At 68.6% G+C, this 19,830-nt stretch carries 15 protein-coding genes; 7 read left to right on the forward strand and 8 right to left on the reverse strand.

Annotated features, from left to right (window positions below):
- Nucleotides 1-12 precede the first annotated feature (12 nt).
- A complete protein-coding gene (gene cynS, locus ACT535_RS11480) occupies nt 13-501 on the forward strand; it encodes a cyanase (RefSeq protein ID WP_168462343.1) in 489 nt (162 codons plus the stop codon).
- 79 nt (nt 502-580) lie between these two features.
- On the opposite strand, the gene ACT535_RS11485 is transcribed toward cynS, so the two are convergent.
- From ACT535_RS11485 to ACT535_RS11505, 5 genes are all read right to left on the reverse strand, one after another.
- Complete coding sequence (locus tag ACT535_RS11485; RefSeq protein WP_476364444.1) at nt 581-1,759, reverse strand: DUF4167 domain-containing protein; 1,179 nt, start codon at nt 1,757-1,759, stop codon at nt 581-583.
- Nucleotides 1,760-2,333: 574 nt separating this feature from the next.
- Entirely contained in the window at nt 2,334-3,272 is a 939-nt protein-coding gene (prmC, locus tag ACT535_RS11490) for a peptide chain release factor N(5)-glutamine methyltransferase (protein ID WP_476364445.1), read from the reverse strand.
- A gap of 3 nt (nt 3,273-3,275) precedes the next feature.
- The gene (gene prfA, locus ACT535_RS11495; RefSeq protein WP_476364446.1) at nt 3,276-4,358 is read right to left on the reverse strand and encodes a peptide chain release factor 1; all 1,083 of its coding nucleotides are present in this window, start codon (nt 4,356-4,358) and stop codon (nt 3,276-3,278) included.
- 72 nt (nt 4,359-4,430) lie between these two features.
- Nucleotides 4,431-6,698 (reverse strand): phosphoenolpyruvate--protein phosphotransferase, encoded by a 2,268-nt coding sequence (gene ptsP, locus ACT535_RS11500; protein WP_168462346.1) that lies wholly within the window; start codon nt 6,696-6,698, stop codon nt 4,431-4,433.
- Between the two features lie 95 nt (nt 6,699-6,793).
- Nucleotides 6,794-8,053 (reverse strand): aspartate kinase, encoded by a 1,260-nt coding sequence (locus ACT535_RS11505; RefSeq protein WP_476364447.1) that lies wholly within the window; start codon nt 8,051-8,053, stop codon nt 6,794-6,796.
- Between the two features lie 308 nt (nt 8,054-8,361).
- Here ACT535_RS11505 and ACT535_RS11510 point away from each other — a divergent pair, with 308 nt between their 5' ends.
- From ACT535_RS11510 to ACT535_RS11520, 3 genes are all read left to right on the forward strand, one after another.
- Nucleotides 8,362-8,784, forward strand: a complete 423-nt coding sequence (locus ACT535_RS11510) for an HIT family protein (RefSeq protein WP_476364448.1) — start codon at nt 8,362-8,364, stop codon at nt 8,782-8,784.
- Between the two features lie 94 nt (nt 8,785-8,878).
- The gene (nudC, locus tag ACT535_RS11515) at nt 8,879-9,817 is read left to right on the forward strand and encodes an NAD(+) diphosphatase (protein ID WP_168462349.1); all 939 of its coding nucleotides are present in this window, start codon (nt 8,879-8,881) and stop codon (nt 9,815-9,817) included.
- Nucleotides 9,810-11,612 (forward strand): solute carrier family 23 protein, encoded by a 1,803-nt coding sequence (locus ACT535_RS11520; RefSeq protein ID WP_168462350.1) that lies wholly within the window; start codon nt 9,810-9,812, stop codon nt 11,610-11,612. The genes nudC and ACT535_RS11520 overlap by 8 nt, the downstream gene beginning before the upstream one ends.
- A gap of 67 nt (nt 11,613-11,679) precedes the next feature.
- Here the strand turns inward: ACT535_RS11520 and ACT535_RS11525 are convergent, their stop codons facing one another.
- Nucleotides 11,680-12,540 carry a prephenate dehydratase gene (locus ACT535_RS11525; RefSeq protein ID WP_210254715.1) on the reverse strand — a complete coding sequence of 287 codons (861 nt, stop codon included), beginning with the start codon at nt 12,538-12,540 and terminating at the stop codon, nt 11,680-11,682.
- Nucleotides 12,541-12,548: 8 nt separating this feature from the next.
- Nucleotides 12,549-13,334, reverse strand: a complete 786-nt coding sequence (locus ACT535_RS11530; protein WP_476364449.1) for a 3-deoxy-manno-octulosonate cytidylyltransferase — start codon at nt 13,332-13,334, stop codon at nt 12,549-12,551.
- A gap of 225 nt (nt 13,335-13,559) precedes the next feature.
- Here ACT535_RS11530 and ACT535_RS11535 point away from each other — a divergent pair, with 225 nt between their 5' ends.
- The 3 genes from ACT535_RS11535 to ACT535_RS11545 all read left to right on the forward strand — a co-directional run bounded on the left by ACT535_RS11535 (nt 13,560) and on the right by ACT535_RS11545 (nt 18,608).
- A complete protein-coding gene (locus ACT535_RS11535; RefSeq protein ID WP_476364450.1) occupies nt 13,560-14,159 on the forward strand; it encodes a c-type cytochrome in 600 nt (199 codons plus the stop codon).
- A gap of 631 nt (nt 14,160-14,790) precedes the next feature.
- Nucleotides 14,791-16,704 carry an extracellular solute-binding protein gene (locus ACT535_RS11540; protein WP_476364451.1) on the forward strand — a complete coding sequence of 638 codons (1,914 nt, stop codon included), beginning with the start codon at nt 14,791-14,793 and terminating at the stop codon, nt 16,702-16,704.
- On the forward strand, nt 16,701-18,608 hold the full coding sequence (locus ACT535_RS11545; RefSeq protein ID WP_476364452.1) for an extracellular solute-binding protein: 1,908 nt from the start codon (nt 16,701-16,703) through the stop codon (nt 18,606-18,608). Before ACT535_RS11540 ends, ACT535_RS11545 begins: the two co-directional genes overlap by 4 nt.
- Nucleotides 18,609-18,668: 60 nt before the next feature.
- Here the strand turns inward: ACT535_RS11545 and ACT535_RS11550 are convergent, their stop codons facing one another.
- Nucleotides 18,669-19,433, reverse strand: coding sequence for a DUF1236 domain-containing protein (locus tag ACT535_RS11550; protein ID WP_476364453.1), 765 nt, complete (start codon nt 19,431-19,433; stop codon nt 18,669-18,671).
- Nucleotides 19,434-19,830 lie beyond the last annotated feature (397 nt).

Below are 19,830 nucleotides of genomic sequence, written 5' to 3' on the forward strand. Positions count from 1 at the left end.
GACCATAAGAAGATGAAGCGCGAGCAACTGACCGAGAAGATTCTCGACATCAAGCGCGAGAAGGGCTGGACCTGGAAATACATCTGCGACGAGATCGGCGGCATGTCGCCCGTGCTCGTCGTCGGCGCGCTGCTGGGCCAGATGAAGCTGGTGAAGCCGCTCGCGAAGAAGGCTGCCGAGCTGTTCGGCCTTTCCGAGGTGGAAGAGCGGATGCTGAACGAAGTGCCCATGCGCGGCGCCGGCACGCCCATGCCCCCCACCGACCCGCTGATCTACCGGTTCTACGAGCTGGTGATGGTCAACGGCCCGGCCTGGAAGGCGCTGATCGAGGAGGAGTTCGGCGACGGCATCATGTCCGCCATCGACTTCAACATGGAGATGGTGCGCGAGCCGAACCCCAAGGGGGACCGGGTGCAGATCACCATGTCCGGCAAGTTCCTGCCCTACAAATATTACGGCAACGAGCAGGGCATCCCTGACTACGGCTTCAAGGAAAGCTGAGCCGGCACGTAGCGGGCGGCCAAAGAAAAACCCCGCCGGGCGACCGGCGGGGTTTTTGTTTCGGTCAGGAGAACCGGACTTATTCGTTGAACAGCACGGGCTGCTCGGGCGCCGGCGCCTCGGCGGCGGCCTCGGTCCCTTCGCCGGCCCGCGTGCGGAAGCGGCGGCGACGCGGACGTGGGGCCTCTGCGCCCTCAGCAGCCTCTGCACTCTCTTCGCGAGGCGTCTCGGCAGCGACCTTGGCTTCGGCCTTGGATTCCGCCTTGGCCTCAGCCTTCGCTTCGGCTTTGGGTTCGCGGGGCTCCGCCTTCGGCTCGCTCTTCGCCTCGGCCTTCATTTCGGCCTTGGGCTCCGGGCGCTCCTTGGCCACGGCAGGCGCGCCGGTGATGAAGGACGGCAGACCGAGATCCTGCTCCTCCGCGCGGGGCGCACGGGGGGGACGGGGCTGCTCGGCTTCCTCGCTGCGCGGGGCGCGATGCGGGCGCGGCTGGTCGTCGTCGCTGCGGGGCGCACGCGCCGCGCGGGGCACGAACCCATCGCCGTTGTCATCACGATTGCGGCGACGGAACTCGCGGGGCTCGCGCTGTTCCCGCTGCTCGCGCGGCTCACGCATTTCGCGGGGTTCGCGCTGCTCCCTCGGTTCGCGCTGCTCGCGGGGGTCCCGATTCTCGCGGAACTCGCGGTTGTCGCGGGCCTCGCGCGGCTGGTAGCCCTCGTCGTCATCCCGGTTGCGGCGGAAGTTGCCCTGGCGATTGTCGCGCTGGCCCCGGTCGTCCCGCTGGCCCCGGTCATCGCGGGAGCCGCGATCGTCACGTTGGCCGCGGTCTTCGCGGGGACCCCGGTCGTCCCGAGGACCGCGATCCTCGCGCGGACCCCGGTCATCGCGATTGCTGCGCCCCTGGTAGGGCTGCTCGTCGCGGCTGTAAGGCTGGTCGTTGCGATTTCCATACGGCTGCGGCGCGTCGAGGGAGGACACGTCGTCCATCTCCTCGTCGTCGCCGTCTTCATCGCGGCCGAATCCATTCACCGGGGCGAACTGACCCTGCAGTGAGGCGATGAGGCGCAGGTAATGTTCCGCATGCTGGAAATAGTTCTCAGCGGCCACGGGGTCGCCGGAGGCCTGGGCATCGCGGGCGAGCTGCTGGTATTTCTCCGCAATGTGGTGGGCGGTCCCACGCACCTTCACATCCGGGCCGTTCGACTCATACACCCGCGTCAAAGGGTTTGAGCTGCGCCGGTTGTTGTTGCGGCCGCGCATGCGCTTCTGCTGACCATTTCTCATATGGATCGATCTCTACTCGCCCGGCGTTCACGCCGCCGTCTGCGCCCGGCCGCATCGCGCCGGTAAAATCCGCATATCCCGCCGGGCTTCCCGCTCCGGCGGCGCGCATCTCATGAAACGAACCTCCGGAACGCCATCCCAGCGGAATAGGCCCCGTGGCACGCTGCCTTGTGCGCAGGACATGACCATCAGATCCGCGGAAGCCGCCTGCGCCGGCATCCGCGCTGGACCAAAGCGAAAGTCGTCAAGAAGTCAGGATCAGTCCGATCATTGAGCCCCGTTCCGTGCCCCCCAGCACGGGTGCCGCTACACGAGATGCCGTAACCCGAGACATCATCGCCCGAGACGTCACCAAAGACCGCCATCGACCGTCTGTGGGCCGCGCATGCTCAGCACCGTGAAACGATCCAACCGTGGGACGCTTGCGTGAGCGGCGCCATCGCGCGCTCCACGCTCTCGCATTCCCAGCACCCGAAACATCCGTTTGAGATTTCGGAAGCCCGCATCAGCCCTCTGGACCAATGCCCCGGTTCGATTCCTGCGACTGACACTAGCGATTTCCCTCAGAGGTTCCAAGCCTTTTTTCGTCAGGCGTCCCGTGCGGGGCGCCGGGATGCCGCGCGCAGAGGGCGCGCGGAATGCCACCGAGGTCGGGCCGGGCCGGGCCGAGCACGCAGAGTCCTGCGGCCTGAACGAGGGCGGCGACGGCGGGTTCCTGACCCGCGCCGAGTTCCAGAACAACAATGCCACCGGGCTTCAGCAGGCGCGTCAGGTCGGCGGCGATGGCGCGATAGGCGGCGAGCCCGTCGACTCCCGCGACCAAGGCCAGCCGGGGGTCGTGGTGGCGCACGTCGACGGCAAGCCCTTCCATCTCGTCCTCGGCGATATAGGGCGGGTTTGAGACCACGAGGTCGAATCCGCCCGCGAGGGCCATGCCCCAGTCCGCGACGACGACGCAGGCGCGGTCCGAAAGATCGTTGGCTGCGAAGTTGGCTCGGGCCGTCCGGGCCGCATTCTCAGAGCGGTCCACTGCGATGCCGGTTGCGGCCGGCCGCTCCGTGAGAAGGGCCGCGAGGATGGCGCCGGTGCCTGTGCCAAGGTCGAGGGCACGGAATGGCGCGGCACGGTCGGGAAAGAAGGCGAGAGCCGCCTCCACCACCGTTTCCGTATCCGGGCGCGGTACCAGCGTGTCCGGGGAAAGGTGAAAGGTGAGGCTCCAGAATTCCTTATGGGCGAGGATGCGTGCCACGGGCTCTCCCGCGAGCCGCCGGGCGAGCCGTGCGTCGGCGGCGGCGCGAATGTCCGGCGTTACACGATCATCGGCCCGCGCAAGCAACTCGCCCGGCCCGCATCCTAGGGCGTCGGCCAGCAGCAGCCGTGCATCCAGCTCCGGCGTCTCCATGCCTTCAGCGGCGAGGCGCGCGGCCATCTGCCGACGCAATTGGGCGATGGTCAGGTCGGCCTCGGGGGCATCGCCGGGGCCGGGCACGGCTCAGGCCTCCTCGGCGGCGGCGAGCAAGGCCGCCTGATGCTCGGTGAGCAGCGGCTCGATGATATCGTCGAGCGCGGTGCCCGCGATCACCTCTTCCAGCCTGTAGAGGGTGAGGTTGATGCGATGGTCCGTCACGCGCCCCTGCGGGAAATTGTAGGTGCGGATGCGCTCGGAGCGGTCGCCGGAGCCGACCTGCCCCTTGCGGTCGGCAGCGCGGCCCGCCTCCTTCCGCTGGCGCTCCTCGTCCAGCAGGCGGGAGCGCAGCAGCGCCATGGCGCGGGCCTTGTTGCGGTGCTGGGAGCGCTCGTCCTGCACCGCGACCACCGTATTGGTGGGGATGTGGGTGATGCGCACTGCTGATTCGGTCTTGTTCACGTGCTGGCCGCCGGCGCCCTGGGCGCGGAACACGTCAATCCGGAGGTCGGATTCGTTGATGTCCACATCCACGTCCTCCGCCTCGGGCAGGACGGCGACGGTGGCGGCGGAGGTATGAATGCGCCCACCGGCCTCCGTGGCCGGCACCCGCTGGACACGGTGGACCCCGCTCTCGAACTTCAGCCGGGCATAGGCGCCCTTGCCGTGGACGGCGGCGACGATTTCCTTGTAGCCGCCCATGGTGCCCTCGCTCTCCGACAGCACCTCCACGCTCCAGCCCTTTTCAGCGGCATAGCGCGTGTACATCCGATAGAGGTCGCCGGCGAACAGGGCCGCCTCATCGCCGCCGGTGCCGGCCCGCACTTCCAGGATGACGCCGCGCTCGTCCATGGCGTCCTTGGGCAGGAGCGCGAGGCGCACGGCGGTCGTCAGCTCGGCGATGCGCGCATCCAGCCGTTCCACCTCCGCTTCGGCCAGGGTGCGCATCTCCGGGTCGCCGGCCGAATCGGCGAGCAGCTCCCGGGCGCCCTCCAGATCGCGTTCCGCGCCGCGCAGGGCACGCACCTGCTCCACCACGGGCGAGAGATCCGAGAATTCACGGCCGAGGCGGACGAACTCCTCCCCCTCCGCCCCGTGGGACAGGGCGGCCTCGATCTCGGCATGCCGGGCGACCAGCTGGTCGAGTTTGGCGAGGGGGAGCGTGCTCATCAGCAGGTGATTCTGGATTCCGGATGGTTTCGGGAAAGGGCAGGGGGCCGGGGCGGCGCAGGCGCACGCCGGCTAAAGCGGCAGGCCGCAGTCCCGCGCGAACTTGGTCAGCACGGCGCGCGGATCGGCCGCGCCGGTGCGGTCCTCAAGCAAGGGCAGCAGCACCTTGCGGGCGGCGGAGACGTCCGTCTCGAGCAGCATCGCCTTGACCGGCCCCATGGCCGCCGGGGAAACCGACAGGGAGCGGTAGCCCAGGGCGGCTAGGGCAACCGCCTCCAGCGGCCGGGAGGCGAGTTCGCCGCACAGGGTCACGGGTTTGCCGTGGCGAATGCCCGCCTCCGCCACCAGGCGGAAGGCGCGCAGCGCCGGCGGGGAGAGCGGATCGAAGCGGTCGGCGACCCTCACGTTGGCGCGGTCGGCCGCATAGAGGAACTGGACGAGATCGTTGGAGCCCACCGAAAGGAAATCGGCACGGGACAGAATCTCGTCGAGCTGGAAGAGGAGGGAGGGCACCTCCACCATGGCGCCCACATAGACCCGCTCGGGCAGGCCGTGGCCGTGGCGGCGCAAGTGGGTCAGCTCCCGCTCCACCATGGCCCGGGCGCGGTCGAACTCCTCCACCGCGGCGACCATGGGGAACATGACGCGCAGTTCCCGCCCCGCGCCGGCGCGCAGCAGGGCGCGCATCTGGCTGCGCAGCAGGCCCGGCCGGTCCAGCCCGAGGCGGATCGCGCGCCAGCCCAGCGCCGGGTTCTCCTCCTCCACCGTCCGCATGTAGGGCAGCACCTTGTCGCCACCGATATCGAGGGTGCGGAAGGTGACGGGCCGGTCGCCGGCGGCATCCAGCACCGCCCGATAGAGCTTCAGCTGCTCGGAGATGCGCGGAAAGGCCGACGCGATCATGAACTGAAGCTCGGTGCGGAACAGGCCGATGCCCGCGGCGCCGGTCTCGGCGATGTGGGGCAGGTCTACCAGCAGGCCGGCATTGAGGTTCAGGTCCACATGCACCCCGTCCTTCGTGACGGAGGGGCGGGTGCGCAGCGCGGCATACTGGGCTTGCCGGCGGGCGCGGAAGCGCACCTTCTCGGCATAGGCTTCCTCGACATCGCCGGGCGGGCGCAGATGCACCTCCCCGGCCTGGCCGTCGACGATCACGGGGTCGCCCTGATCGGCGAGGCCGGCGGCGTTCTCCACCTGTCCCACGGCGGCGATGCCGAGCGCGCGGGCGACGATGGTGACGTGGCTGGTGGTGCCGCCTTCCTCCAGCACGAGGCCGCGGATGCTGGTGCGGTCGTAATCGAGCAGCGCAGCCGGGCTCATGTTGCGGGCGACGAGGATGGCGTTTTCCGGCAGCGCTTCGCGCTCCATGCCGCGGGACCGGCCGGTCAGCTCGCGCAGGAGGCGGTTGGCGAGGTCGTCGAGGTCGTGCAGGCGCTCACGCAGATAGGGGTCGGAGGCGCGCATCATGCGGGCGCGGGTATCCGACTGCACCCGCTCCACGGCACCCTCGGCGGTGAGGCCGGAGAGCACGGCCTCGCGCATCTTGTGCATCCAGCCCCGGTCGTGGGCGAACATGCGATAGGCTTCGAGGATGTCGCGATGCTCGCCGGCCTTGGAGAGGCCGTCGTCCTCCAGCATCAGGTCGATGGAGTGCCTGAGCTTGCCGATGGCGGCGTCGAGGCGGGCGGTTTCCTTCACCACGTCGTCGGCGATGACATTGGTCACCCGGATGCGCGGCTCGTGCAGCACCACGTGGCCGAGGCCGAGGCCATCGGCGAGGGCGACGCCCTTCAGATGAAGGGGCCGGCGCACGGCAGGCTCGGCGCCGGGCTTGGCCAGCGCCGTCAGCTCGCCCGAAGCGATCATCTCCGCCAGCACCATGGCGGTGGTCTGGAGCGCCTCGATCTCCTCTTCCGTATAGGTCCGGCGGGCGCGGTTCTGCACCACCAGCACGCCCAGCGTGTTGCCGCCGCGCAGGATCGGCACGCCGAGGAAGGAGTTGTAGACCTCTTCGCCCGTCTCCGGCCGGTAGGAGAATTCGGGGTGCGACTGGGCGTCCAGCAGGGCCAGCGATTCGGCCTCGCGCGCCACATGGCCGACGAGGCCCTCGTCCACGCTCAGGACGGTCAGGTGAACCGCATCCCGGTTCAGACCTTCCGTTGCGTACAGCTCAAGGGTCTGATCGACGCGCAGCACGTAGACCGAGCAGACTTCCGCCACCATGTTGGCGGCGATCAGCACAACGATCTTGTCGAGGCGGTCCTGCGCGCTGACCGGCTCCGCCATCACCTCGCGGAGGCGCCGGAGCAGCACGCGGGGACCGCCGAGCGCGCCACGCATCGGCCGCATCCTTAAAAATGAGCGGGCTCAGGTGCCCGCGGGGCAATCCACTGGACGGCGCGCCCCCGCGAAGGCCACCCTCAACTGTTCCGCCCTCAGCTGTCCAGCCCGTATAGCGAATGGAGAGTCCGGACCGCAAGTTCGGTATAGGCCGCATCTATCAGGAAGGAGATCTTGATCTCCGACGTGGTGATGGCGCGGATGTTGATGCCGCGGCCCGCCAGCGCCTCGAACGCCTTGGCGGCGACGCCGGCGTGGGAGCGCATGCCGATGCCGATGACCGACACCTTGGTCACGTCCCCGGCGCCTTCGATCGCCTGGAAGGCGATGGAGTCCCGCGCCTTCTCGATCACCGCCTTGGCGCGTTCGAAATCGGCGGTGGGGACCGTGAAGGTGATGTCGGTATAGCCGTCCGCCGAGACGTTCTGGACGATCATGTCCACATTGATGTGCGCGTCCGCCAGCGGGCCGAACACGGCGGCGGCGATGCCGGGCTTGTCGGCGACCCGGCGGATGGAGACCTGGGCCTCGTCCTTGGAGAAGGCGATGCCCGTGACCACCTGCGATTCCATCTGGCTTGCCACGATTTCCTCCTCGTCGCAGATGAGGGTTCCCGCCTTCTCGACCTCGCGCATCTCCGGCGCGTCGGGGTCGACCAGGCTCGAGCGCACGAAGGTGCGCACATTATGCACCATGGCGAGCTCCACCGAGCGCACCTGCAGCACCTTGGCGCCCAGCGACGCCATCTCCAGCATCTCCTCGAAGGCGATACGGTCGAGGCGGCGGGCCTTGGGCACCACGCGCGGGTCGGTCGTGTAGACGCCGTCCACGTCGGTATAGATGTCGCACCGCTCGGCCTTGAGCGCGGCCGCCACGGCCACCGCCGAGGTGTCCGAGCCGCCGCGGCCGAGCGTCGTGATCCGCCCCGTGGGCAGGTGAATGCCCTGGAATCCCGCGATCACCGCCACTTCGCCGCCCTCGATGGAGGTGGCCAGCCGGTCGGCGTCGATGTCCATGATGCGGGCAGAGCCGTGCGCGTCGTCGGTGGAGATCGGGATCTGCCAGCCCTGCCACGAGCGGGCGGAAACGCCCATCTCCTGCAGCGCGATGGCCAGCAGCCCGCTCGTCACCTGCTCGCCGGAGGCCACCACCGCGTCATATTCACGCGCGTCGTAGAGCGAGGAGGCATCCTTGCACCACGCGACCAGCTCGTTGGTCTTGCCGGACATGGCGGAGACCACGACCGCCACCTTGTAGCCGGCCCCCACCTCGCGCTTGACGTGGCGCGCCACGTTGCGGATGCGCTCGATATTGGCGACGGACGTGCCGCCGAACTTCATGACAAGCCGAGCCATCGCTCGTGCCTTTCTTCGCCTGATATCCTGGGGTTGCACGCGTGCGGCGCCGATCCCGGCCGCCGGATTCAGCCCCGCGTCATTTTCGCCGGCTGCGCTGGGCGTGCGATGCCTGGGGTGCGGAGAAGGCCGAGCGGAACATCCCTAAGGTCCTTGCGCGCGGGGTTCTGGAAGTCGCGCAGCTGTTGGGGCGCCTCCATAGCGGCAACGGGGGGCCGGGGCAACCGGTCAGCGCAACCGGCTGAGAACACGCTTGCGGCGGGGCGCGGCGGGGGGCATCAACCGCCTCTCCCGCCGGAGCCCCGCCCATGACCGAAGATGCCTTCGTGCTCGACCCCCGCCTCGCCGCGGACGGCCCGGCCGTGGGCGACCTTCCGCTTTGTCATGTGCGGCTGGTGGAGGACCGTCGCTTCTTCTGGGTGTCGCTGACGCCGCGCCGGGCCGCCATGTCGGAGATTTTCGACCTTCGACCCGGCGACCGCGCGACGCTGATGGAAGAGATCGCCCACGTCTCGCAGGCCCTGAAAGACATCACGGGCTGCGCCAAGCTGAACATCGCGGCGCTGGGCAACATGGTGCCGCAGCTCCACGTCCACATCATCGCCCGCAACCCCGGCGACGCGGCGTGGCCGGGCGTGGTGTTCGGTGCCGGCGCCCGCGAGCCCCTGGACGAGGCGGAGCGCTCATCCCGCCTTCAGGCCTTGCGTGCGCGGCTGGGTGTGCACGGCTGAAGGGCTACCCGAGGGACAGCCTTGCCTCCATCCCGGACGCGTGCGACGGTCGCCGACAGCTCGCAGCCTGCCGCCTGCCGGGGTCGTCTGGTCCATGTCCGTCATTACCCGCCCCGCTCTCGGCGCCTGGCCGACCCTCGGTTATGTGGACAGCCCGCTCGACCGCGCCTGCCACCTGCGCGCCGGTGCCGCCGATCTCCTCGGCCATGCCCAAGCCCGCTTCTATCTGCTCGGCGGCGAACTGGTGGCGCTGAATGGCGCGGGGCCGGTCTTCGATCCCCTGTTCGACCGGGCCGAAGCCGAGGCCCGCGGGCGGGGCGAGCCCTTGTTCCTGGGCATCGAGGGCGACGGCGCGCCGCGCTTCGCCATGGGGTTCGATCCCGCCAACCGGGAGGCGCTGGAGGGCGATGGGCTGACGGTCACCGACCTGCGCAGCATCGCCGTCAGCGGTCTGGTCGCGCCGCATCACCTCGGGCCTCTGGCCTGCGGCAAGGCGCTGCGCGCGTGGCACGGTCGGCACGGCTTCTGCGCCAATTGCGGCGCGGCCTCCCGCATCATGGACGCCGGCTGGCGGCGGGATTGCCCGTCCTGCGGCGCCCAGCATTTTCCGCGCACGGATCCGGTCGTCATCATGCTCACGGCCCGCGGCGACCGCTGCCTGCTCGGCCGGCAGCCGCATTTCGCGCCCGGCATGTGGTCCACGCTGGCCGGCTTCGTCGAGCCGGGGGAGACCATCGAGGAGGCGGTGCGCCGCGAGACGCTGGAGGAGGCGGGAATCGCTACCGGGGCCGTGCGGTATTTCGCCAGCCAGCCGTGGCCCTTCCCCATGTCGCTGATGATCGGCTGCATCGCCGAGGCGATCAGCGAGGAATTGGTGATCGACCGCAACGAACTGGAGGATGCCCGCTGGTTCGGCCGGGACGAGGTGGCGCTGATGCTCACCCGCACCCACCCCGACGGATTGTTCGTGCCCCCGCCCATCGCCATCGCGCACCATCTCATCCGCAGCTTCATCGAGGGCGGGCATGCTTGAGCCGGTGCCCGATGGTGCGCCGCGCCCGGCGCGCTTCGCCCGTCTGACGCATCTGCTCGACCGCTTTTTCCCTGATTCGCGCCGCGGCACGCGCACCGGCCGCCGGCCGCCCTCCCTGGTCTATGGCCTGGACGATCCGGTTCCGCCCGCGGCGCTGATCCCGCTCGCCGCCCAGCACGCCATGCTGGCCGTGACCTTCCTGATCTACCCGGTGCTCGCGGCCACCGAGGCGAAGCTGCCCGCCGACCAGATCTCCGCCATGGTCTCGGCCTGCGCCATGAGCATCGGCGTCGCCACCATCATCCAGTGCATGCGCACCCGCTTCGGCTCGGGCTATCTCGCCGTGCATATCCCGGCCCCCGGGGCGATTCCGCTGGCGGTGCAAGCTCTTGCGTTGGGCGGGCTGGGGTTGATGGCGACGACGACGCTCCTCGTCGGGATCGCACAACTGTTCATTGCCCGGCTGGTGCGGCCGCTGCGCGTGCTGCTGCCGCCGGAAGTCTGCGGGGTCGCGGTGAGCATGCTCGGCGTCTCGCTGGCGAGCCCGGCGCTGAGGCGGGCGCTCGGGCTCGATCACGGCATGCTGGTGGAGGAGAATGCCGTCCTCTCCAGCCTGGCGACCGTCGGCATCATCGTGGCCATCACCGTGTTTGCGCCGCGGCGGCTGAAGCTGTTCGCCGTGTTCGCGGGGGCGAGCATCGGCTGGATCGTCGCGCTCTCGCTGGGTGCCGGGCGCCCTGAAGCCCCGGAAGCGATTGCCGCCGCGCCACTCCTCGCCCTGCCGACGCTGACGCTGCCGTCCTTCCAGTTCGCCCCCGCGCTATTCCCGCTGATGGCGTTGCTCGTGGTGATGAACCTCGTGGACGTGCTCTCCGTCACCGTGTCGCTGGAGAAGATGAACGACGCCGACTGGCGCCGCGCCCACATGCCGGCGGCGCAGCGGGCGGTGACCGCGTGCGGTATCGGTAACATATTGAACGGATTGACGTCCGGCTTCCAGTCGGGCCTCTCGTCGTCCTCCGTGGGCCTCGCCTTCGCCACCCAGTCCACCGCGCGGGTCATCGGCTTCACTGCTGGCATCATGATCTTTGCCATCGCCTTCGTGCCCAAGGCGATCGTGGCGCTCACCCTGATTCCCTCGCCGGTGATCGGCGGCATCCTGCTCTACACCTCCGCCTATCTGGTGGTGGCGGGCATGGACCTCGTGACCTCCCGCCGTCTCAGCGAGCGGCGGGTGTTCGTGGTCGGGCTCTCGGTGCTGGCGGGCCTTTCGGTAGCGCTCCTGCCCATCACCCGTCAGCTGCCGCTGATGCTGCAGCCTCTATTCTCGACGCCCCTCACGGTCGGCGCGCTCAGCGCCATCATGCTCAACCTCCTGTTCCGCATCGGAATCGCGCAGGAGGCGGTGGAGGAGGTGCCGGAGGGCGCGCATGCCTTCCCCTTCGTGCGGGATTTCCTTGAAAATCAGGGGGATAACTGGGGCGCCCGGCGGGACGTGATCGCCGCGGCTATCCCGACCGTCGCCCAGGCGCTGGAACTGGTGGCCGACAGCGGCATCGCCGAAGGTCCCATCGAGCTGCGCGCGCGGTTCGACGAGAGTCACCTGGACGTCTCCGTCGTCTATGACGGCATCGTCATGGAGGCGCCGAAGGAGCGGCCTTCGCCGGAGGCGCTTCTGGGCGACGCCCAGGAGCAGGCCTCCTTCGCCGCTTATATGCTTACCCATCTCTCCGACCACGTGAGCTTCGGCCGCACCGGCGGCCGCGCCCGCATCATGGTGCGGTTCGACCATTGAGCGTTGCCCTCGCTCAAGCGCCGCGCGGGCTTAAGCCTTGCCTTCGCTTAAGCACAGCGCGGGCTGGTCAGATCGCCGGATCGGCATCTCCGAAGCGCGCCCGGTAGGGGTGCGCGGGATAGACCCCGAGGATGCGCATCTCCCTGGAGAAAAAGGCCAATTCCTCCAGCGCCAGCTTCACGGAGCGGTCGTCGGGATGGCCTTCCACGTCGGCATAGAACTGGGTGGCGGTGAACTGGCCGTCAAGCTGGTAGGACTCCAGCTTGGTCATGTTCACGCCGTTGGTGGCGAAGCCGCCCATGGCCTTGTAAAGCGCTGCCGGCACGTTGCGCACGCGGAAGACGAAGGTGGTTATGACCGGACCGCGCCCCGCCGGAGCCCAGTCGGCGCCGCGGGTCAGGATGATGAAGCGAGTGGTGTTGTGGGCCTCGTCCTCGATGTTCTCGGCGAGGATGTCGAGGCCGTAGATATCGGCCGCCAGACGGGAGGCGATGGCGGCCCGCGACGGGTCGTTCGCCTCGGCGATCTCGCGGGCGGAGCCTGCTGTATCTGCACCGATAATCGGCGTCAGCGACAGGGTGCGGATGGCCTTGCGGCACTGGCCCAGCGCCATCACGTGGCTCTGCACGGTCTTCAGCGTGGACAGGCTCGCGCCCTTCACCGCCATGAGCTGGTGGGAAAGGGGGAGGAAGTACTCGCCGACGATGGAAAGGCTCGACTGCGGCATCAGATGATGGATGTCCGCGACCCGCCCCGCCACCGAATTCTCTATCGGAATCATAGCGTAAGCCGCAGCCCCGTTCTCCACGGCGGCGAAGGCGTCCTCGAAGGTGGGGCAGGGGACGGCTTCGAAGTCGGGGAAGACTTCGCGGCAGGCGATGTGGGAATTGGCGCCGGGCTCGCCCTGGAACGTGATGCGGCGGCTCATGGGAATGCTCATTTTTCCTGCGCGAGGAGAACCCGCGCCCTTTCCAGATGGGACGGGGTATCGACCCCCAGCGGCACCGCGTCAACCACCGCCACGTCGATCCGCATGCCGGCCTCAAGTGCCCGCAACTGCTCGAGTTTTTCCCGCTTCTCCAGGGGGGAGGGCGGCAGGGAGACGAAGCGTTCCAGGGCGGCGCGGCGGTAGGCGTAGAGGCCGATATGGTGGTATAATGGTCCTTCGCCGAAGGGGGCGGTGGCGCGGGTGAAATAGAGCGCGCGCAGCAGGCCCGGCGCCAGCGGCGAGCCGACCACCTTGACCACGTTGGGGTCGGTGCGTTCCTCGGCAAGGGTGATTTCGGCGGCCAGTGTCGCGATGTCAGCCGAGGTTTCCAGTAGGGGAATCAGTGCTGTTCGGATGGTGTTCGGTAGAATCGTCGGCAGATCGCCCTGCACGTTCACCACGATCTCCACCTCTCCTGCCGGATCGAGGGTGGTGAGCGCCTCGAAAATCCGGTCCGAGCCGGAAGGGTGGTCGGCCCGCGTCATCACCGCCTCGATGCCGGCGGCGGTCACCGCGGCGGCGATCTCGGGGGCGTCGGTGGCGACCGCCACCCGGCCGATGCCGGCTGCGACCGCGCGCCGCGCCACCTCGACGATCATCGGGCGGCCGCCCACGTCGGCAAGCGGCTTGCCGGGCAGGCGCGTCGCGGCCATGCGGGCGGGGATGAGCACGAGCACGCGCCCGGCCGAATGCCCTGCCGGGGCTGGAGCGGGGGAGGCGGTGTCGGCCGGCATGGCGGGATCCTCGGCGGGTCCGGAAGACCGCGCCGGGGCGGACGCGGGGAGTGGCATTGGGGCGCGCCTTATACGGGTTGCTTCGCTCCGTTCAAAGTGCTTAGTGTCCCCGACGGTTCGTGGGGTTCCCCCGCGCGCCATTCATCGACATGCTTGGGGCCGGGCAGCGCGCCTTTTCGGTGCAGCGTCCGGTGGGACACAGGACCTCCGAGGGGCGTAGCGCCGATGGACAGTTTTGAATTGAACAAGATCGCGGGTGCAGTTCTGGGCACGCTCACGCTGACCCTCGGCCTCGGGATCGTGTCCGAAATCCTGTTCACCCCCGAGGCCCCGGCCAAGCCCGGCTTCGAGATCGCCGTGCAGGAAGGCGCCGGCGCCGCCGCGGCGCCCAAGGCGGCCGCCGAGGTTCCGATCGAGCAGCTGTTCGCCACCGCCTCCGTCGAGAAGGGCGCGGCCCAGGCCAAGAAGTGCGCCGCCTGCCACAACTTCCAGGAAGGTGCCGGCGCCAAGGTCGGTCCCGACCTTTATGGCATCGTCGGCCGTCCGGTGGCCTCCGCCGCGGGCTTTGCCTATTCCGCGGCCATGAAGGCCAAGGGCGGCGACTGGACCCCCCAGGCGCTCAACACCTTCCTCACCAGCCCCAAGTCCGCGGTGCCCGGCACCGCCATGGCCTTCGCCGGCATCCCCAAGGAAGCCGAGCGCGCGGACCTGATCGCCTATCTGAACACGCTGTCGCACGATCCCAAGCCCCTGCCGACCGCCGCCGCGGCTCCGGCCGCTGCACCTGCCGCCGCTCCCGCCGCGGCCCCCGCCGGGCACAAGTGATCTGAAGGCTGGGCTCGGGGCTGCTGCTCCGGCTTGATCCTGATCCGCTGATGAAAGCCCTCTCCCGCCTGCGGGGGAGGGCTTTTTCTTTTGGGGGTGCCGCCTTCGTCGTTGCTCGTCACGCCGTCGCCCTCCGGCTTGACCGGAGGGCCCATATCCCGCCCGAGCCGGCGGCCGGATGATGGGACAAGCGGCGCGATGGGTGGTCCGGTCGAGCCGGATCACGACGGTGTCTGGGGAGGCGCGTGCTGCGTTTGGGGGGCGGCTCTCCTGCAAGGGAAGAGGGAGTTTGGCCGGTGACTTGAGTGCGTGCGCTCGGTTCGGATGCACACCTCTCATCACCCAGGCAAGCCGCGATGATGGTGTTGAGGCTGGAGGCACCGCACCCGCGCCGGCGTCAGCCCCACCCGTTTCACGCCATTGTCATCCCACCCATGCCGCCCGTCTTCCGCGCCGGCGCTCCCCCGTGGCTCGGCGATCGTGTCGCCTCAAGGCTTCCGCAGCGTCGTGGCCGGCGGAGGCCAATGCCCGCACCGCCCTCTCCCACCCCGCGTCGCCATGTTTCTGCCGTCGCGGCGGGTGCCATAATCGGCTATTCCCGGATCGAAGCGCGATCCAACCGGAGTTGCCGATGCTTGCGTCCCTCGCCCGCCGCCTTGCCCTCGCCGCCGCGCTGAGCCTTGCCTTCGCCGCGCCCGGCCGCAGCGCGGAGGAGGCGAAACCGGCGCCGGACCCGGCCGCTCCCGCTGCCTCTCCCGCGCCGGCGGCCGCGCCCGTGTTCAGGCATGGCGTGTCGCTGATGGGCGAGCCGGCCTACCCGGCCGGATTTTCCCACTTCAAATATGTGAATCCCAGCGCCCCCAAGGGCGGCCTGCTGCGCCTCGCCGAGGACGGCACGTTCGACACCTTCAATTTCGTGGTGCCGCGGGGCACGCCCGCGGCGGGCATCAATCTGATCTACGACACGCTCATGGTCCCCGCCTCCGACGAGGTGGCGAGCGAATACGGGCTGATCGCGGAGGGCGTGAGCTACCCGGAGGATTTCTCCTCCGTCACCTACCGCATCCGCTCCGACGCGCGCTGGCATGACGGCAAGCCGATCACGCCCGAGGACGTGGTGTTCTCCTTCGAGGCGCTGACCAAGAACAACCCCAACCAGCGCTTCTATTACAGCCACGTGGTGAAGGCCGAGAAGACCGGCGACCGGGACGTGACCTTCACTTTCGATCAGGCTGGCAACCGCGAGCTGCCGCAGATCGTCGGCCAGCTCACCATCCTGCCGAAGCATTGGTGGACCGGCACGGATGCCAGCGGCAAGCCGCGCGACATCGCGCAGGGCTCGCTGGAAGTGCCGCTGGGCTCGGGCGCCTATCGCATCAAGAGCTTCATCGCCGGCCGCTCCATCACCTACGAGCGGGTGAAGGACTATTGGGCGAAGGACCTCAATGTGAACGTCGGAAAGGATAATTTCGACGAGATGCGCTACGAGTATTTCCGCGACGATACGGTGATGCTCGAGGCCTTCAAGGCCGACCAGTATGACTTCCGCGTGGAATCCTCGGCCAAGAACTGGGCGACCGCCTATGACTTCCCCGCCCGCGCCGATGGCCGCGTGGTGCTGGAGATGTTCGAGAACCGCGCCTCGGGCGTGATGCAGGCCTTCATTCCGAACCTGCGCCGCGACAAGTTCAAGGACCCGCGGGTGCGGCGCGCGCTGAATTACGCGCTCGATTTCGAGGGCATGAACCACACCCTCTTCTTCGGCCAGTACAAGCGCACCAATTCCTTCTTCTCGGGCACTGAGCTGGCCTCTTCCGGCCTGCCGCAGGGCCGCGAGCTGGAAATCCTCAACAGCGTGAAGGACAAGGTGCCCCCGCAGGTGTTCACCACCGCCTACACCAATCCCGAAAGCGGATCGGAAGAAGCGCGGCGGGCGAACCTGCGGGAGGCGGCGCGGCTGTTCAAGGAAGCCGGCTACGAGGTGAAGAACCGCAAGCTGGTGAACGCCAAGGGCGAGCCTTTCAGCATCGAGTTCCTCATCTCCAGCCCGGCCATGGAGCGGGTGGTGGTGTTCTATCGCCCGGCGCTGGAGCGGCTCGGCATCGAGGTGAACATCCGCACCGTGGATACCTCGCAATACATCAACCGGGTGCGCTCGCGGGACTATGACATCATCGTCTCCGGCTGGGGCCAGTCGCTCTCGCCCGGCAACGAGCAGCGCGAATACTGGGGTTCGGAGGCCGCCGACCGGGACGGCTCGCGCAACCTCGCCGGCATCAAGGACCCGGCGGTGGACGCGCTGATCGAGAAGGTGATCTACGCCACCGACCGCGCTGACCTCGTGGCCGCCACCCACGCGCTGGACCGCGTGCTCCTGTGGAACGAGTACGTCATCCCCGCCTGGGGGCTGAACTACACCCGCACGGCGCGCTGGGACCGCTTCGCCCATCCCGCGCAGCTGCCCACCTATTCCTTCGCCTTCCCGGACATCTGGTGGTTCGACCCGGCCAAGGCCTCGAAGACCGGCGCGGGGGCGGGCAAATGAGCCTGACGCGCCGCGACCTGCTGGCCTCCTCGCTGGCGTCTTCCTGCGCCCTGCTCGTGCCCGCGCTGGCGCGGGCACAGGGGGCGGTGTCCGCCCCTCCCTCGGCGGCGGAATCCACCGCCAGCGAGGGCGGCGTCTCGGCGGTGGCGGTGGAGCGGCACGGCCTCTCCTTCTTCGGCGACCTGCGGTATCCGGCCGGCTTCACCCATTTCGACTATGTGAATCCCGACGCGCCCAAGGGCGGGCCCTTCTCGCAGATGGGCCGCACCACCTATTACAACCAGGCGCTGACCACCTTCGACACGCTGAATCCCTACAACCAGCGAGGCAACGGCGCGCAGGGCATCGAGCTGATCTACGATACCCTGATGACCGCCGCTGGCGACGAGAAGAGCGCCATGTATGGCCGGCTCGCTTCGTCCGTGGTGATTTCGGACGAGGGGCTGACGTATCGCTTCAAGCTACGGCGCGAGGCGCGCTTCCATGATGGCACGCCGCTGACCTCGGCGGACGTGGTGGCGACCTTCGAGGCGTTCAAGGCGGAGGGCTACGAGACCATCCGCATGGCGCTGCGCGACGTCACCGCCTTCGAGGCAGACGGGCCGAACGAGGTGGTGTTCCGCTTCAAGCCCGGTCGCGCGCGGGATGTGCCGCTCACCGTGGCGGGCCTGCCCATCTTCTCCAAGGCGTTCCTGGCGAAGCACCCCTTTGGCCAGTCCTCGCTGGAGGTGCCCATGGGCTCGGGGCCGTACCGCATCGGCCGCTTCGAGCAGGGGCGCTATATCGAATACAACCGCGTGCCGACCTATTGGGGCCGCGACCTGCCTGTCATGAAGGGGCGCTTCAACTTCGACCAGGTGCGCTACGAATATTTCCGCGACCGGGTGGCCGGCCTCGAGGGCTTCAAGGCGAAGGCCTATCTCTTCCGCGAGGAGTTCACCGCGCGCGAATGGGCCACCGGCTACGATTTCCCCGCGGTGCGCGAGGGGCGGGTGAAGGTGGAGACGCTGCCGGACGAGAGCTTCTCCGGCGTGCAGGGCTGGTTTCTCAACACCCGCCGTCCGAAGTTCTTCGACCGCCGCGTGCGCGAGGCCATCGGGCTCCTCTTCGATTTCGACTGGACCCGCAAGAACCTGATGTACGACAGCTACACCCGCACCGTCTCCTTCTTCCAGAATTCGGAGATGATGGCGCAGGGACTGCCTTCGCCGGCGGAGCTGAAGCTGCTCGATCCCTTCCGCGACCGCCTGCCCGAGGAAGTGTTCGGCGAACCCTACGTGCCGCCCCAGTCCGACGGCTCCGGCGAGGACCGCAATCTGCGCCGTCTGGCCCTGAACCTCCTCAAGGAGGCGGGCTATAGCGTGCAGCAGGGCAAATTGATGGACGCGAAGGGCGAGGCCTTCACCATCGAGTTCCTCGACAGCGACGGCAGCATGGAGCGGCACACCGCGCGCTTCATCGGCCATCTGAAGAAGGTGGGCATCGACGCGACCTTCCGCATCGTGGACCCGGCCCAGTTCCAGCAGCGGCTGCAGAATTTCGACTTCGACCTCGTGGTGCGGCGCTACAGCTTCGCGCCCTATCCGGGGGACGAACTGCGCGCCTATTTCTCCACCGAGGCAGCGCGCACGCGCGGCTCCTACAATGTAGCGGGCATCGCCGACCCGGCGGTGGACGGCCTCATCAACGATGCGCTGGCCGCCGCCGATGCAGCCGCCCTCGTCACCGCCTGCCGGGCGCTGGACCGGGTTCTGAGGGCGGGGCGCTACTGGATCCCCCAGTGGTATTCGGGCCAGAATCGGATCGCCTACTGGAACCAGTTCGCCCGTCCGGCGACCAAGCCCCGCTACGAGCTGGGCGTGCTCGACACCTGGTGGAGCACCGGCACCGAGCCCGCCCGCTGAGGTGAGAGACGCGAAACGGCTGCGCGACGGTGCCGCGCAGCCAAGTCCTGCGGCGCCGCGTCAGGACGCGATGATGGTGACGATCTTGTAGTCGGACGGCTGCACGATCACGATCCGCCCGTCCCCGAGCACGAAGAAGCGGTAGCCGCGATATTGCGGCACGACCTCGATCACGCTCGGCGGCAGCGGGCGCAGGTCCACCGTGCGTGGCACCTCCACGCCCACATTCACCTGGAAGTTCACTTCGCGCACCGGCGTGACGTGCTCGCGGGTGATGGACTGGTGGATGGTGGTGCGCTTCTCGGCGGTGAGGTTGACGCTGCCGGTGGCGTCGGCGCCGCCGCGGTTGCCGCCGGCCCGCTGGTCCATGGGCTCCCGGCGATCCTGCGCATTGCGGCCGGGATCGTTGGGCGGGGTCCGCTGCTGGCCTTCCGCGTTGCGGTTGGCCGGGTTGTCACCCGATGGGCCGCCCTGGGTACGGGGCGAGCCGGCGTTGGGCGCCGCATTCGGCGACACGTCCGTGCGGCCGGGGCGGGACGAATCCGCGCCATTCTTGCCGCCGGGTGTCTGGGCGCGGGTCTCTCCCGGGGACCCGTCCCGCGGCGCCGCCCCGCTTTGCGTGCCGGGCGCCTGAGAGGTCGGGCCCTGAGCTCCGGAGCCCTGAGACCCGGCGCCCTGCGAACCCGATCCCTGCGATGTGGCGCCGGCAGCGCCGGTTCCGCCGGAGCCGCTCGATCCACCCGAGCCTCCGCTCTGGGCATTCACGGCCGTGGCGGCCATCAGGGCCAGGGTCAAGCCGGTACAGGCAAGCAGTGCCTTGCGCATTTGATCCTCCTTATTGGCGGGTTGGGAGGCCAAGTTTTCGCATCTGAACCTCCACATTATCTGTGCTGACGCCCAAAAACCGGGCGCAACAAGGAAATCCAGATTGCGCAAAATCGTTCCAATGCCACACCCTGGTGCAGTTTTTGGGTGTCATTTATTGCAAAGCTTCGTCTGGATACTGTCGATTCTGGGGAGAATAACAGATGATGTTGTGCCTTGGCTGTTCGCCGGGCCGTCGCCCTGCTCGATGCCTTGCGCGTGGGGTGCGGACGGGGAGACGACCGAAGCGGGCGTCGCAGACCGGGCAACGGCTGTCACTTGACGGGCCGTCGGGCGATCATGAACATCGCAGGATCGTTCGCGCCGAAAGGGATGCCTTTGCGTCACACCCTGAACA

The sequence above is a fragment of the Xanthobacter sp. DMC12 genome (assembly GCF_056314105.1).

Bases quoted from the DNA above. Each gene is read 5' to 3' on its own strand.
- cynS (WP_168462343.1), top strand. From the start codon at position 13: ATGAAGCGCGAGCAACTGACCGAGAAGATTCTCGACATCAAGCGCGAG.
- ACT535_RS11485 (WP_476364444.1), bottom strand. From the start codon at position 1,759: ATGCGCGGCCGCAACAACAACCGGCGCAGCTCAAACCCTTTGACGCGG.
- prfA (WP_476364446.1), bottom strand. From the start codon at position 4,358: ATGAGCACGCTCCCCCTCGCCAAACTCGACCAGCTGGTCGCCCGGCAT.
- ptsP (WP_168462346.1), bottom strand. From the start codon at position 6,698: ATGCGTGGCGCGCTCGGCGGTCCCCGCGTGCTGCTCCGGCGCCTCCGC.
- ACT535_RS11505 (WP_476364447.1), bottom strand. From the start codon at position 8,053: ATGGCTCGGCTTGTCATGAAGTTCGGCGGCACGTCCGTCGCCAATATC.
- ACT535_RS11510 (WP_476364448.1), top strand. From the start codon at position 8,362: ATGACCGAAGATGCCTTCGTGCTCGACCCCCGCCTCGCCGCGGACGGC.
- nudC (WP_168462349.1), top strand. From the start codon at position 8,879: ATGTCCGTCATTACCCGCCCCGCTCTCGGCGCCTGGCCGACCCTCGGT.
- ACT535_RS11520 (WP_168462350.1), top strand. From the start codon at position 9,810: ATGCTTGAGCCGGTGCCCGATGGTGCGCCGCGCCCGGCGCGCTTCGCC.
- ACT535_RS11525 (WP_210254715.1), bottom strand. From the start codon at position 12,540: ATGAGCCGCCGCATCACGTTCCAGGGCGAGCCCGGCGCCAATTCCCAC.
- ACT535_RS11530 (WP_476364449.1), bottom strand. From the start codon at position 13,334: ATGCCGGCCGACACCGCCTCCCCCGCTCCAGCCCCGGCAGGGCATTCG.
- ACT535_RS11535 (WP_476364450.1), top strand. From the start codon at position 13,560: ATGGACAGTTTTGAATTGAACAAGATCGCGGGTGCAGTTCTGGGCACG.
- ACT535_RS11540 (WP_476364451.1), top strand. From the start codon at position 14,791: ATGCTTGCGTCCCTCGCCCGCCGCCTTGCCCTCGCCGCCGCGCTGAGC.
- ACT535_RS11545 (WP_476364452.1), top strand. From the start codon at position 16,701: ATGAGCCTGACGCGCCGCGACCTGCTGGCCTCCTCGCTGGCGTCTTCC.
- ACT535_RS11550 (WP_476364453.1), bottom strand. From the start codon at position 19,433: ATGCGCAAGGCACTGCTTGCCTGTACCGGCTTGACCCTGGCCCTGATG.